The sequence below is a fragment of the Pseudarthrobacter naphthalenicus genome, from assembly GCF_029076445.1.
Taxonomy (GTDB): Bacteria; Actinomycetota; Actinomycetes; order Actinomycetales; family Micrococcaceae; genus Arthrobacter; species Arthrobacter naphthalenicus.
In genome coordinates, this window is record NZ_JARESG010000005.1 from 216,752 (window position 1) to 231,017 (window position 14,266).

Below are 14,266 nucleotides of genomic sequence, written 5' to 3' on the forward strand. Positions count from 1 at the left end.
CGAGTCCGCTTTTGGTGCCATGGCAGGGCGGTTGCGAACCCGACGTCGACGGTCCCGCTGCCTGTTGCCACAGCGCGTTGAGCAGAAGCGCTGTGTCCTGCGGGAAGACTCGAAGCCTGCAGCGCACTCTTCGCATTTCTTGATGGTCATGTGTGTTCATCTGTGCGAGGTCAACTCCCGACATGACTAGCCGTGGGCAGCGCTCACGCTGATGGCCTTGGATGCCAGAGGTGTGAAGGAGGTGAAGAAGGTTGCAGGTATTTGCATCGGTGGATGGCTGAGTCCGGAAGAGGCGGGGGAGACATGTTCAGGCAAAGTGAGGTACGAGGGTTTCCCTTATGTGCCGCAGACGGCGGCTATGGAGAACCAGCGGGGATAGTGGCATTTCCGTCCTTGCCGGTTATCGGTCCAGAACGTTCCGCCGAATGGATCAACTTGGAAACAGAGCATTCCGGGAGGCATTCAAAGCGACACTACCGGCCGGGATCTGTGTCACGAGACTGCGTAGCCAAGGATTTACTGTGGCATCTCCATGGCTGCAGTAGTCCACTTCACCTCAGCAAGTAGCCCTACAGCCTTCCCAGAGAATAGCGCAGCGTGCTCCAATGAGTGCAGTTAGCGGATCATCGAATGAGTGGGGACGGGCATGAAATCGTCTAATCAGCTCAAATATTTGGCAGTAATGGCCGTGGTTGCTTGGGTGTGTGCAGGATGCACCGCGGCCCAAGGTCCGCTCGGACCCACGTCCACGGCAACGCCGTCGGCGCCCCCCGCTTCGTCGGATAGTTCGCCTCCAACTTCGGCGACTGCAATGCCTCCTGATCTTCACGGAGAGCCCCTGACCTCTCTGGCCCCGACTTTCACTCAGTCGCCACCGACATCGCCAGAACCTTCACCAACCAGTTCAGTTCACGGGACAGACTGGACCACGTTTGTAGTCTCTTCCGGGACGGTGAGTTTTGACATTCCTGCCGTCTGGCATGCAACTGCCGACGTGGCGTCCGGACGCGGCATAGACATCAGAGTCAGAGACGCTTCAGGCCAGGTTGTGGCAGTTTTAGCGACAGGAATAAGCGGTCTCGGAGGAGCGTGCCAAGGACCGGGTTTCCACTATGACGTGCTCGACAGCGTCGCAATGAACATTCCCACGGGAGGCGCAGCCCAGCCTGCTGGTTTCGTCTCACCGCGTTTCGTTTTCCGTGTTCTTGCAAAAGACGGGAAGTTATATGGTTCCTATGGCATCACGGACCACAGCGCCGGCATAGACCACATCGCCGGGTGCTCAATATATAACCTAGTTACCAGCCCCAGTGGGGATGACTACATGTTTGGCGACTCGATGGAATTCTCTTCTGGGGAATCCACCGCTATGGGACCTGGCCCAAAGGTGTTTGCAAGCTTGGCAGAAGCAGGACAGTACATGGCTGGTGCACAGTACCAGCAGATCAAGAAAATGATCACGTCGCTTCACATCAGTTTTTAGTTGATCCGACTTGAGCCGCGCTCAAGTTGTCCAGTGGGAAGAGCCGCTGACCTCACGTCAGGATGTTTTCACAATTAGGAGCCCAAAGTGAATTGGAGCACCATGCTGGCGTGGTCGGCGGCCCTAGCAGTCTCGCTCGTCGGTTGCTCAACGAGAGCCAGCCAGCCTGTTCCGACTATGCAGCCTACGACGACTCCAATTGCAACGGGTCAGACTTCGCAGCCTCCGACTACTCCGATTACTACGGGTCAGACTTCGCAGCCTCCGACTACAGCGAACGCAGCCTCGCTCGGGCATTGGCAGTCAAGCTGCCGTGATATTCAAATCGACTCGGCAAAGCTGAAGGACGACCTCGCTCAGCACTCTCCGCAGCTTCTTCATGACAGCAATATTAGAGCGAACCAAGCAAAGCGTTCACTGGCGCTAGCGGCAATTGCCCCACTAAACCTATGTCCGATCGACCCCACATATGCAACCGAACTGGCAGGTTCGCTGCCGGGACTTTGGCAGACAGCCGGGGCCGAGGGATTTGCCACTATCATCGACGAGTCATTTCCTTCTCAGATCACCTCAACCCACCCCACCGACAATAGCGATTGCGCGTCCTGCAACATCACGGGCACAATCGAATTCGAACACCCCAAATGGGGACGAGTCCGGCTAGAGACGTACGCAGAGACTCCGCCCCCTACACAGGATCTGACAAAGTCGGGATACAGGGTTGTTTCAACGAGCGATCACAGTGTTCTCCTGAACAAGCGGTTAGATGATTCTTTCTTCACCCTCGTTGTATATCCCAAAGAAATCAACGGATTCTTGTTCATCGAGTACAACCCCGGCCGCTACGACGGGGTCATCGTTCTGCGTCCAACAACGGAAGGCATGGAAGATTTCGGCACCGACTCCTACCCGAGATCCTATAGCGGGCGATTCTACGATGCCCTACTTGCTCCAGAACCTTCAGGGTTCAAAGTCGTTCACAGAGTCAACGACTGCACCCCATCGTGTGCGCAAGGGACAATCACCAAGACCTCATACGTCTTCGACTCGACGGTTAACGACTTTATCCCGTCGAAAGAGCCATGAGCCTTCCCCGAAAGAGAGTGTGGACGTGTCACCGATCAGGTTCGGGGCTGTGAAAAACGGTGTGTGAAGGTTCGGCCTTATCGCAAAGGAGACGGCCGAACCAGAGTCAACGACCGCGGTGACAGGGGTCATGATCGATCCTGTGACGGGAGAGATCATCGATCAGAAGGCGCTCGGGGAGGGTTTGCTCGCGCAGGCCTAGGAACTGGGCGTGAGCCTGGTAGGTGATTATGGCAGTTTTAGTGGGGACCGGCCCGGGCGGCCTGCTGACCAGCTCACGAGGAATGTGCTGGAGACCGCGCTGGAAGCAGATCTGACCGAGCATCTGGGCCACGAGGAGTGTTTTGGCCGGCACGGCGTGACGCCCTACAGATCGGTGCGAAACCCATGGTGTCCGCATCGGGCCGAGTGCGTGTCCAGGTGAGTGCGGCGGCATTCGATAACACCACTTGCGTTGGTGTGGGAATTGAATGCAGTCGCTCTGGACATGTCCAGAGCGCAAGCGTTCAATAAGAAAGTAAGCAACTACTGCCTGTCCAAGGGGCCAGGCTGATTGATGGGGTTCCGATGGACGGCACAACATCCGCTAAATATTCGCCGGCGCGATCCGCTGCAGAAGGCTTCCTGGCCCTGACTCTGCCGAGCCGTCTTACGTTGGAGCGGCTGATCTCGATTGTTGAGAACCTCAGGCACCGGCGGATTGAGATCGACATTTCTGAGTCCTTGACCGGGGGATCGGTCTGCGGGTTGTGGCTGTCCACGGACAGCATGGAGATCATCCTGCACGCACCGACGCCGTCGCCACTCCACCGGCAGCAGTTCATCCTTCACGAACTGGGCCATATGGTGCTCCGACACGATGAGCTGGTGGTGTCTTCAAACTATGCGGAGACGTTGTTTCCGAATCTGTCCGGCGAGAAGGTGTCGCGGATCCTGGGGCGGAGTGACTTCCTGGACCACATCGAGGCCGCTGCCGAAACTTTGGCAGATCTCTTTGCCGCTGCCATCCGGGACAGCAGCCCCGAGCCGCGGTCGTTTGAACGGATCTTCGGATGATCCAGGACGTCGCTGCAGCCGTGATCTGGTGTCTGGCGCTATGCCTCCTGCCGGATCTGAAGCGGCGCAAAGACAAGAGCATCCTAGTGGCGGCACTAACGATCGCTACGGCACTCACGCTAAACATTGACCGGATCTACGTCGCGGGAGACCGCGTACTCGGTAGCCGTAATTTCTTGGACCTCATAGCCAATATCTTCATGGTTGTCGGTATCTACTTCCTGTCCCGTGCGATCCTGCGCGCCGCCGATGTCAGTGAAACGGCGGACGCACACAATAGGGTAGGGCTTTCGGCGCTCGGGGTTGTGGTTGGGGCCCTCATTGTTAGCTTCAGCCTGGTTGATGCACCGCGGACTTCCACCTCCTTCATGAGGGATTTTGGAAGCCAGTGGCCAGCGGCCGCATACTCGGCTGTTCAGTTCCTCTACATCGGGGTGGTGGTGGCCACCACCGGCATTACCTGTTTCAGGTTCCGCAGCGTGATGGCGAGGCCGTACTTCCGCGTCGCTTTTGTGTTCATCGGCCTGGGCTGCGCTTTGGCTGTGGTGATGGTCCTTGCCGTGTTGGGGATGGATGTACTTCATCTTGTGGGGGACCTTGAGGCCATGACGCGTCTCTCCTACGTCTACGACGCCGCGGTGGTGGGCGCTATGGTCTTCCTTTGCGTGGGTCTGGGCTTGCCGCCCGTGGCACGACGCCTGGAGCGTAGGTCCGATGCCCGGGCCGCAGCCATCCTTGTCGAACGAATGGCTGGGCTCTGGGAACGAAGCACGTCGGGGCGATCCGAGATTCGCCTGGATTTGGCTCAAACTCCAATCGACCGCCGCGATGCCCCCAGGCGCCGGCTGCACAGGATGCTGGTGGAGATCCAGGACGCGCTCTTCGTGGACCCGCGACTTGCTCAATCGCTGAGTCAGAATGATCTGGATGTTCTCCGAGAAGCGGAGCAGCATCTCGGTGCGCGGTTGGCGGCGCCCGGACATCGAGGACCGTGGTTGTCGCGGAAAGGGGACACACATCCGTGACCGATAGCGACGCTGGGATTCCCGAACAGCCGCAGGCGAAACTCGCGCGGAAGCTAAATCTCCTTCTGGACCTTTTTGAGGCCCAGGGTTCAGCGCCCCTGACTTATCCCCAGATCAGCAAGCACATGTCTGACCGCGGAACGCCGTTATCCCGTTCCCGCTGGGCCTACATGCGTGCCGGCGACAGTTCCATGGCGACGGACCCGCAGCTCCTGCGGAACCTCGCCGAATTCTTCGGCGTTGACCCCAGTTACCTATTGGACGACGACGGCGACGTGCCCGACTTGGTGGACGCGCAGCTGCAGCTACTGCGGACACTGCGGGAAAACCGCGTGAGAAACTTCGCTGCAAGGCAACTGCAGGGGATTTCACCGGAGACACTACAGCGCCTGCGCAAAGCTATCGACGAACGCCTGAATTCTCCCGAGGACGACGCCGATGCGTAGTGCCGCTGCAGCTGTCGCCGCAGGCTGTGGCATTGTGGGCGCGGCGTCCCTTCTCGCCGCGGCCTACTTTGCCCGGCAAGTGGTGGTTCCCAAAACGCAGCGGAAGGAGGACCTGCAAATCCGTCGTGTGTCCCACGACGACGAAACCCTGATGGTGGAGTTACCGGCCTCGGCACGGACGACGGCCCCAGGCCTCTACAGCATCTGGTTTTCCAACGGCACAGGGCATGCCTGCATTGGAGAGATCGTGTCCTCTGACGATGCGGCCGGGACGGTAACCCGACGCGTTGAACGGGTTGACTCCGGGGATCTCCGGACCGCCAGAGCTGGCATCTGGAGCGGATACGTCTATCCAACGCCAGATCCGTTGGGGCTGCCGTACTCCGACGTTGAGATTCCCGTCGAGAACGGCGTGGCGCCCGCCTGGAAGTTCACACCGAAGCAGCCATCCGGAGACTCTTCCACGTGGGCCATCCACATCCATGGCTTGGGTGGTTCGAAAGCCGGCGCTCTCCGCGGCGTGCCCGTTGCAGACCGCCTGGGATTTACGTCCTTGGTTGTCTCGCTCCGGAATGACCGGGATGCTCCTGCATCCAACGACGCCCGATATCACCTGGGGCAGACCGAATGGCACGACGTTGAAGCCGCCGTGTCGTATGCCGTGGGGCAAGGTGCACGCCAGATAGTGCTTTTCGGCTGGTCCCTCGGTGCGTCAATCGCCCTTCAGCTGGCGGCATCATCGGAGTTTCGGGACCTCATCTGCCAGCTCGTCCTCAATGCACCGGTTATCGATTGGAGTAGCACCCTGATGGCCAATGCCCGTTCCAGTATGCTCCCCGGTTGGGTTGCCCGGCTTGGACTGCAGATGCTTGAGTCACCCCGAACGCGCTGGATCACTGGCTTGGACGCTCCCTTGAGCTTTCATACCCTGGACTTCTTGGCACGGGCGGACGAACTCAGTGTTCCCATCGTTGTCATTCACAACGAAGGGGACCGGTCGACACCCTTTGCCATTTCTCGCGAGTTCGTCACCCGGCGCCCTGAGCTGACAACTCTGCTGACTTTCCCGTCCGCGGAGCATACGCAGGAGTGGAATTCTGACCCGGACGGATGGGACGCGGCGGTGGAGAACTGGCTCCGGAACAGCCCGCCGTCGTCGTCGGTATCCATACAACCGCGGGGCTTATGACGCTTCGAGTCCCCGATCCCGGTAGGCAGTGCCTTTGTCCATGCTCCAGCCGGCGATCATGCCGGTTCCGATCATTTGGTCGCTGAGCCTGGCGAGGCGATAGTTGGGGTCGGCTTCGAGGGCGAGTTCCAGGAACTGGTGGGCCTTGCTGCCTCTGCCTTCCCACCAGTTGATGAAGGCGATGGCAGTCAGGGACGGAGCAGAGTGAACTGTGGCACTGTGCGTGTAAGCGTGGACCAGTAATTGCTCAGCCCACTCGACCCGGGACCATTGCGGCTTGCCGTGTGTTTGGGCCAGGAGGATCCGGTCCATGGGTTCGTCGATTCCGGGGATGTCGGCCATGAGTTGGTCGCGGATGGCAGGGAACTGGAGGTTCGCGATCAGGCGGATGGTTTGCTCGTCGTCCGGGTATGTCTTGGCTGCGAGCATTTCTGTCCAGAGCGTCCTGGCCTGCGCCATCGCGTCCCAGTGGCGCAGACCTTGGATTGCTGCGACACGGTTCTCGACGGCATCCAGGGTCTGGGATTCTTTGATTGAGGCCGGCAGGCTGATGCGGTTGGTGGGTTCGATGGTGCTGCCGCGGTAGACGAATTCGGCGTTGATCTGGCTGGATTGGGTGGCACTCAAGGGGAGCCGGACGCCCTTCTGGGGGTCGCCGTCGTACTGTGACACTGTCTGGTCTCCGACGAGGAGTCCTTCCCTGATGGTGAGTCCTCGCTCGGCGAGGGCGCCCGTGAGTGCAGCGATGGTTGCCGCGTGTGGTTTGTGGTCGCCGTTCCCGGGTTCCGAGGTGTAGACGGCGAAGAGCACACCTTCGGCGCTGGTGTCGTGGCTGAGGTATCCGGCGACCATCTTTGCGTAGCTGTTTTCGGTGCTTGGCTTCGGGAGGTCGACGCGGAGAGTTGCTCCGACGTGGTTGTCGGCGAGGGTGATGCAGACCAGGCTTTCGTGGGGCCAAAACCCCAGGGTGTGGCCAACGAAACTAAGGACGTCGGCGGGGGTTTTGATGGTGAGCGGTTCCATGATCCTTCTCCTTCAGCGGCCGGCCGGCACAGGGTGTGTCAGTCAGATGTGTGCGTCGTTCTGATAGAGGATTCATCGCCCAGCGATGATGGAGGATCAGAATGACAAAGAGCGATGATGCTTCTGGTCATTCATGGGTGTGTTTCGGCGGCACGGCATGACGCTGGGGTCCCTTGATGAAATGTCGACCTAAATTGAAGAATTGACTTTATTTGCAAGAAGTGCACGTCCGAGTTGGAAGTGTTCCAAGTAGCCCGAGGTATACGCCCCAGACCGTGATCGGTGACGATCCGCTGGCAGCTCGAGGCCTGCAACGTTGCATGTCGCAGATCCATGTTCTGGTCCAGGGTGCTGACTCTGGTCTAATCGATACTCCCCGTGGTCGACCCTTTTGACTGTGGCGTTACGGCCGCCGCGTAACCAGCCATCCAGAGGCGTAAGATTCACTGATCGTGATTCGAGGCGGTTGGCACTTAGGGCTGCATCACAGAGTGGTTGGAACCGCTAGCAGTCCAGCGTCTATGCGATAGCTAGTTTGTTTTCTTGCGTCCAGTTTTCCCAGTAGCGTTTCGGCGTCATGCCGTCCAGGGATCCGTGGGGCCGTTCATGATTGTAGATAGCTTTCCATTCCTCGGCCAAATACTTTGCTTCGGCCATAGCCGTCTTTGCCGTCGCCAGCGGTGGTAGGTCCTTACGATCCCAGTCGTGATGGCGAGCCGGAGTTCCTGCGTGGTGAGCCAGCGTTGCCGGTCCAGGACGTTCTTCTGCAGCAGCGAGAAGAACGATTCCATCGAGGCGTTGTCCGGTTATGAGGGACGCACCGACCCTGCCCATCGATCCGGTGAGTCCGTGGTGCCGGAGTGATTCGACGTACCGGCGTGACCGGAAGTGGGAGCCGCGGTCCGAGTGCACCACGGTTCTTGCCGGGCGGCGTGAGCGCACCGCGTTTTCCAGTGCGGCGACGGCGAGCGAGGACTTCATTCGCGAGTCCATCGAGTAGCCGACGATCCTTCCGGAGTAGACGTCTTTCACCGCGCAGAGGTAGAGCTTTCCCTCGGCTGTCGGGTGGTCGGTGATGTCGGTCAGCCACAGTTCGTTCGGCGCCGCGGCGGTGAAGTCCCGTTCGACGAGGTCGTCGTGGACCGGCGGCCCGGGTCTGCGGTTCAGTCTGCGCTTCTTCGAGAACAGTGACCAGATGCCGTGGTCCCTGCACAGCCGCTGGACCCTGTTCTCGGCCGCAGTGATGCCCTTCTCCGGGAGTTCGTCGGCGATGAACCGGTACCCGAATGCGGGGTCGGCGGCGTGGATGTCCAGGGCGGCGTTGACCAGATGCGCATCGATCCAGTCCCGTTCCGTCACCGGACTGAGTCCCACGGATCTATGAACCGTCCCAAGTCGTCGGCTGCGCACTAGGCCGCTCACACCCACCCAGTTTCGTGGCCAACGTGCGCAGCCGCCTGCTGCTGGAGCTCTTGATAGTGGCGTTTCTCATCCGCGCGGCCCAGTAAGCTGAAGGATTCTGCGAGATCGCCGAGCGCCTCGGCGTAGAACGCACTTTGCTCGCCGACGTGCTGGCGCCAATATTCAGCCAGGTCTTGCTGGCCTGGAATAGCTTCCTGCGCGGCGCCGCTTCGCGCCAACATGATGAGTTGCTGACGGCGCGCCCGAAGCGTCAGCCGGTGTTCGGGGCCGAGCGCGTGTGTCATCCGCGGGACTAGGTCGCCGAAGATGGCTGTGGCCTTCGCCGGTGCGCTCGTTGCCCCTATTAGCGCCGCCCGATTGTGCTCGGCCAGCAGTGCAGCGCTGTCATCCGCCGGAAGCCGGGCCGAGGCGGTCTTGCAAGCCATCTCGAGCAGGTCGAGGGCGCGCTCGTACCGCCCTGCGCGACGCAGAATCTCCCCGGCTGACGCGAGTGCGTTGACTACGTCTTTGGCGTCGACTGAGTCCGGAACCGAGCTGAAAGCCAGAAGTTGGCTGTGAATTTCGTCGTCTGGTGGATTAGGCAAGCCTGATAGTACTGAAAGCAAACGAATTCTGGCAGCCCAAGTAGCCCCGTGGTCCGGGCCGTACAGGGCGCTGCGACGTTCCACGAGCTGACGTGCCAACGGCTGTGCCTCTTCGAGGTTTCCGGCTGCAATTAATCGTTCGATGAAGTTGCTGAGGCTGGTCAGCGTCGTGGTGTGGTCCTTGCCGAGCGCGCGGGTGCGGCGGGCAATGAGGTCGGTGTATGCCACGACTGCGTCTGGGTACGGGTGTGGAGTGACGCCCTGGGAGAGTAAGCTGTGTAACGAGAACAGGGTGTGTGGATCGTCGGGACCCAGCGTCCGAAGCCGACGCTCGTAAGCGTCGAGGTGAAGCCGTCGTGAACGTTCAGGGTCCACGGCGAAGATTTGGTTGGCCAGGTTATGTTCGATGGTTAGCGTGTCACGGTCATCGGATCCATAGAGACGTGTCAATGAATCAAGGATCGCCTCAAGATCCTTGGCTGCAGAGCCGGGCTTGGTCTTTCCGAGATCGAGTGCCAAATTTGCAGCGACGATAAGTGATTCCCGCGTTTCCGCCCCACCGCTCTCAAAACGGGCCTTCTTGAGCGCCAGGGCATGGATCTGCGCGGCCTCGGGGTAGCGCTGCTCGACATGCAAAAAACGGCCCAAAGCGCGTAGTGCGCGAAGGTCAAAGGTGTCGTCCGGTGTCGGTGACTGGAGCGCTAGGGATGCACCGAAGGCGGCAAGCCGAAGATTTCTGCGATGAGTAGTGATGTCTTCAACGTCCCCAATATCGTCGGCGATTTGGGTTGAGAGGTCCTCAATGACGGCGGCGTGAAAAGTCTCAGGATTCTGGACGTACTGGAGCGTAGAGAAGCCGATGAGACCATGCAGTTCGACGGTGTCTGGGTCTAAGGCGCGGACCAAGGAAAGATTGAGTAGCTCACCGAGCGCATGGCGAGTCCCGAAGGTGGTTAGTTCGCCGTTGGTGAAGTGCCGCACTACCGGTATCAAAGTTTGCACAGGTAGTGGTCCCACGTTAACCGTTGCTGCGACTGCGAGCATAATAAATGCGTCCTCCCTAAGCCGGCGTATGCTCGGCGCAAATGTAGCCATCGCGCTACTCGCATGGCCAGTCGGAGAGACGGAAGTCCAGGCATTGGTGGCCGCCTCCTCAACTAGAGCCAGTTCGTCTCCCGGCTTATCGAGTTCAGCAAGTAGAGAGCCGGCGGAAGACCCGGGCATGGCGACTAATGCGCCGACGACGTCGACCGCCAGCGGGAGGTGGCCTAGTTTGGCAACCAACGCGAGGGCGTCGTTTTTGTCAGCTTCCTCCGCACGAGGCGTCTGGGCCAGGAGAAGCTCGACAGCTTCTTCGTCGTCCATAACGTCGAGCGGCAGATTGGGTACGTGCCGGTAGGCGGATCCTTGGGTAGTGACAACCGTTCGGCCAGCACTTTTGGGCGGCAGCGCGGAAGCGAACTCGGCGGCGGATAGGCCCGGTGGGAGGTCGTCCACAACCCACAGGAAGGGCCGGTCGAGTGAGCCGAGATGATCGGCGATGACATCGTCTTGATTCTGAAGCTGGACGGTCAGGTCGGTGTCACCCGGACGGATCTGGAGGGGACGCAACTGACGCGCAATAAGTCCGAGCTGAGTCTCGAGTAGAGGTTGGATGTGCTTGGTACGTTGCCCACCCTCGGCTGGGGTGCTGAGCCGGAGCCAGAAGATTCCGCCTGGGTAGGCGGCGGCGAAGCGGCTGGCGTATTCCCGAACTAGTGCGGTCTTGCCTAGTCCACCCATGCCCTGAACGACGACAGCACGGGGTGCGGGGTCGCCACCTGCAACAGCAGGCGGTGGCCGTAGCAGGCCGTCCAGCCTCCAAAGGTCCGACGCGCGGCCTACGAACCGCTGGAACCTTAATGGCGGGTCACCGTACAAGGGCACCGCATCCGCATCGACAATCTGCGTGAAAGTGCCGTGCGTCGCGTGAGCACGATCGGCGATTCGGACAGCCAGTGCAGCCCAGCCCTCCGTGTCCTCGGACCGCGGTGCGTCTGCGATCAAGTTGGCGCGCAGTGACGTGGGCAAGATGTGTTCGATGCCCGGCTCGGGGTTGATAACGAAGACGCGCGAGGGATCGACGGCTACGGCAGCCGTGAGCTCCCAGTGGCACGCCCTCCGGTGGGCGTATGCGTCCGAGTACCAACACACGAACAAAGCCGACTCAGCCATTCCCGCCCGAACTCGATCTCCGATCGCATCGAAGTCCTCAATGTCGGCATCGTCAAAGAAGACCTCGATGCCCAGCTTCATGAGAAAGTCGCGCAACATCGGAGCCAGCCCGCGACGTGGGTTCTCCGCCCTGCGCTGTGGACTCTGATCGAGCCAAGCGTGACTGAGGAACACCCCCCCAGACCCGGCCATGTCACCCCCTCGATGTCGACCGCTATAGATATAATCAGTCCAAGATGTCAACTCCAGTAAAGCAGGTCGACCCGTGCTCACGAGCTGCAGCGAGTTGGGCCGACGCGAGTATTGCGTACGAGATGAAGACGTCAAAATGGAGATTATTTGGCTGGAGCATCGGCGCTTCACTAAAGCAGACTTTGTGTTGAACATAGTCTGGCGACCAACCCGGTTGGGTGAAAGGTCTTGAAGTCCTCCGACTCGGGGCGTAGGGTCCTTTCACCCGGGCCTCGAGAGAGCTTTCGTCGATAACGTACAGGGTGCCTTGGGAAAGCCCCTAGTTGCCATTCAAACGTCAGGCCACGAGAAAAGGTAAAAATGCCCCTCCAGGAAGTAGGTGTCGAGCTCGGTTGGGGACCCGCTAAGTTATCAGGGAAATGGACTCCTGATCTTGCCGAGCGCGACGCGGCATGGGAACTATACGTAGAGCTAGTCACCAGGATCACCATAGTTCCATTGGCCCCAGGAGAAGGGATCCTCCGAGAGGCTCTCAACTCCTTGTATACGCTGTTCGATACGACTCGTGCGGTGCTCAAGAAGTATGGTCCTGCGGTAGCTCGGCAGCCAAAAAATGGCGAGTATCGATTGGGACATTTGGCAGTATGGATTCTCAATGCTGCCCTTCGCCCAGTACTCGCGAAGTGGCATCCAGAGCTACAGAGATGGGAGGCCTTACGTCCCCAAGGCAAAGCAGTGGGAGACCACGAAGTGGCTTGGGAGCGGAGCCAGGAGTTGAGGGAGGAGCTGGAGCAACTGCGTGTCCTGCTCGTCGATTACGCGCGCATTCTCGCAGCCGTTTGCGAAGCCCCCGCCCTTATTGATGCTGTAGACGAAATAGCTTCGGCCCAAGCGCAACATTCAACAATTGCGAACGAAAATCCCGCCTGATATGAGGGTCAAGCGGGGGCTTGGGGAACCTTAAACTCCTTAAGGAAAACTGTATTGGGGGCGGAACAATTCCCGGAGGATCCGTGCTCAGCCGTTGTTGGCTCATAAAGTGACACGACGAAGTGTTCGCAGAGCGCGATCTGATGGAAGGAACTGCCATGGGTGGGGCTGCCCCCTTGAATGCTCTCCTAAGTTTCAAGCAGCTGTTCGGTGTTGTCTGGTGTTTGGGACGACGTGCTTGCGGCCGGGGTTGAGGATGAAGTAGACCTAGCGTGCGAGGTATCGCTTCAGGCAACGGATGATTTCCATCTTGGAGTGTCCCTCGGCGGTCTTTTTCGTGACCTGCGTTCTTGGGTCGAGCCTGAGCCGGCTGATGACCGCGAGGTGCGGGGCGCCGTTGGCTTGGCGGTCTGCGCCGCGATTGAGCCAGTGCCGATGTGTCATTCCCGAGGACGCTGGCAGGGGTGAAACGCTGCAGAGCATCGCGAACGCGGCTTCGGACTTAATACGGTGGGGGTTGTCGCCGGCTGTCACGAGGAGCTTGGTTGGCGATGGCAGCGTCTGCAAGTGACCCGGTCCGGAGCAGTGCTCGCAGTTGTTCCTTGACCTTCCACACCGCTTCCAGCTTTCCTGGCGGGTCGTCGGCGGCGAAGACCTCGGTCAGGCGGTGGGCTGCGTTCGGGGTCAGTGTGTCTCCTGCGCGCAAGAGCAGCATCCGATGCGCCCATGCCTTGTCGACCCTGCGGCCGCGGCAGTCCTTGACTTGCTGGGACAGGTTCCGCCTGGCCTCGGTCATGGCCTGGTTGCCCAGAGAGATGAGATGGAAATGGTCAACGGCGACGCCGGTGCGTGGAAGCCAGATCCGTAGCGCCTTGCGGAACGCGGCGGAGGGGTCGATCGCGACGACCTGCACGGCCAGCCGCTATGTCAGTGGCCGGGCGAAGAGCCAGTCACTAACGCCCTTGTGGTCCCGCCCATCGACCACGCCCAATACCTGCCCGGTGTCCAGGTCCACGATCGTCGTCATCCACGGCTCTTGCCGGATCCACGAGCTGGAGTCCGGGTCGCGGAAAAACCGGACGGACCGAAACCGGTGTTCATCGATGCCCAGCATCCGCGGACTTAGTTCGTCAACATCAGGCAGCGTGAGCAGGCAGGCTTCATTCAGCGCGGCACGTACCATTCACCACCAGACCCCGAGCGTCTCGGCGGTCTCGGACACTGGCCGTCCAGAGCGGATCACCGCGTCAACGACGTGGTCCCGGAGCCGGCCGGTGGATCGGGCACGGCGCGGGACCTGGGTTGTGGATTCAAAGAACGAGAGCCGTGGGCAGGTCTGTTCCTCGCAGTGCCACCGGTATCTGGACCGGAGAACTTCCACGGCGCCGGCGACCGGGATGTCCCGGATCCGGTGGACACGTCTTTCCTTCCGCCGGGTCGCCACGACACCGCAGGTCGGGCAGCCAGGTGGCTGTTCGGCTTCGAAAATGATCCGGCGGCTCCCGTCGTCCAAGACGGTGGCGGGAATGACACGGTAGTCGGGAAGGTTGAAGATGCTAGTGGCAGCGTCAGGGGCCACCCCGTTAGGCTCAGTCAAGGCTCGTGGTCCTGTTCCT

The 14,266-nt window shown here is 60.1% G+C and carries 11 protein-coding genes and 3 pseudogenes; 6 read left to right on the top strand and 8 right to left on the bottom strand.

Features of this window, described 5'->3' with window-relative positions:
* Positions 1–952 precede the first annotated feature (952 nt).
* The 6 genes and pseudogenes from PY310_RS07365 (at position 953) to PY310_RS07385 (ending at position 6,285) form a co-directional block, all read left to right on the top strand.
* The gene (locus tag PY310_RS07365; protein ID WP_275213700.1) at positions 953–1,483 is read left to right on the top strand and encodes a hypothetical protein; all 531 of its coding nucleotides are present in this window, start codon (positions 953–955) and stop codon (positions 1,481–1,483) included.
* A gap of 1,216 nt (positions 1,484–2,699) precedes the next feature.
* Positions 2,700–2,936 (top strand): annotated as a pseudogene (locus tag PY310_RS21630) (hypothetical protein); the annotation flags it as partial.
* Between the two features lie 200 nt (positions 2,937–3,136).
* Positions 3,137–3,625, top strand: coding sequence for a hypothetical protein (locus tag PY310_RS07370; protein WP_275213701.1), 489 nt, complete (start codon positions 3,137–3,139; stop codon positions 3,623–3,625).
* On the top strand, positions 3,622–4,650 hold the full coding sequence (locus PY310_RS07375) for a hypothetical protein (RefSeq protein WP_275213702.1): 1,029 nt from the start codon (positions 3,622–3,624) through the stop codon (positions 4,648–4,650). Before PY310_RS07370 ends, PY310_RS07375 begins: the two co-directional genes overlap by 4 nt.
* A complete protein-coding gene (locus PY310_RS07380) occupies positions 4,647–5,096 on the top strand; it encodes a hypothetical protein (RefSeq protein ID WP_275213703.1) in 450 nt (149 codons plus the stop codon). Before PY310_RS07375 ends, PY310_RS07380 begins: the two co-directional genes overlap by 4 nt.
* Entirely contained in the window at positions 5,089–6,285 is a 1,197-nt protein-coding gene (locus PY310_RS07385; RefSeq protein WP_275213704.1) for an alpha/beta hydrolase, read from the top strand. Before PY310_RS07380 ends, PY310_RS07385 begins: the two co-directional genes overlap by 8 nt.
* On the opposite strand, the gene PY310_RS07390 is transcribed toward PY310_RS07385, so the two are convergent.
* The 8 genes and pseudogenes from PY310_RS07390 to PY310_RS07420 all read right to left on the bottom strand — a co-directional run bounded on the left by PY310_RS07390 (position 6,280) and on the right by PY310_RS07420 (position 14,247).
* Positions 6,280–7,308 (bottom strand): DUF4192 domain-containing protein, encoded by a 1,029-nt coding sequence (locus PY310_RS07390; protein ID WP_275213705.1) that lies wholly within the window; start codon positions 7,306–7,308, stop codon positions 6,280–6,282. The genes PY310_RS07385 and PY310_RS07390 overlap by 6 nt on opposite strands.
* A 519-nt stretch (positions 7,309–7,827) precedes the next feature.
* The gene (locus tag PY310_RS21555; RefSeq protein ID WP_342755735.1) at positions 7,828–7,965 is read right to left on the bottom strand and encodes an integrase core domain-containing protein; all 138 of its coding nucleotides are present in this window, start codon (positions 7,963–7,965) and stop codon (positions 7,828–7,830) included.
* Positions 7,965–8,673, bottom strand: a pseudogene (locus PY310_RS07395) (IS3 family transposase); the annotation flags it as partial. The gene PY310_RS21555 and the pseudogene PY310_RS07395, both read right to left, overlap by 1 nt.
* Before the next feature lie 53 nt (positions 8,674–8,726).
* Positions 8,727–11,915 (bottom strand): tetratricopeptide repeat protein, encoded by a 3,189-nt coding sequence (locus PY310_RS07400; RefSeq protein ID WP_342755736.1) that lies wholly within the window; start codon positions 11,913–11,915, stop codon positions 8,727–8,729.
* A 930-nt stretch (positions 11,916–12,845) separates the two neighbouring features.
* Positions 12,846–13,193: pseudogene (locus PY310_RS07405) on the bottom strand (transposase); the annotation flags it as partial.
* Positions 13,153–13,563 carry a transposase gene (locus PY310_RS07410; protein WP_275213707.1) on the bottom strand — a complete coding sequence of 137 codons (411 nt, stop codon included), beginning with the start codon at positions 13,561–13,563 and terminating at the stop codon, positions 13,153–13,155. The gene PY310_RS07410 and the pseudogene PY310_RS07405, both read right to left, overlap by 41 nt.
* A 9-nt stretch (positions 13,564–13,572) precedes the next feature.
* Positions 13,573–13,833, bottom strand: a complete 261-nt coding sequence (locus tag PY310_RS07415; protein WP_275213708.1) for a hypothetical protein — start codon at positions 13,831–13,833, stop codon at positions 13,573–13,575.
* Positions 13,834–14,247 carry a transposase family protein gene (locus PY310_RS07420; RefSeq protein ID WP_275213709.1) on the bottom strand — a complete coding sequence of 138 codons (414 nt, stop codon included), beginning with the start codon at positions 14,245–14,247 and terminating at the stop codon, positions 13,834–13,836.
* Between the last annotated feature and the right edge of the window lie 19 nt (positions 14,248–14,266).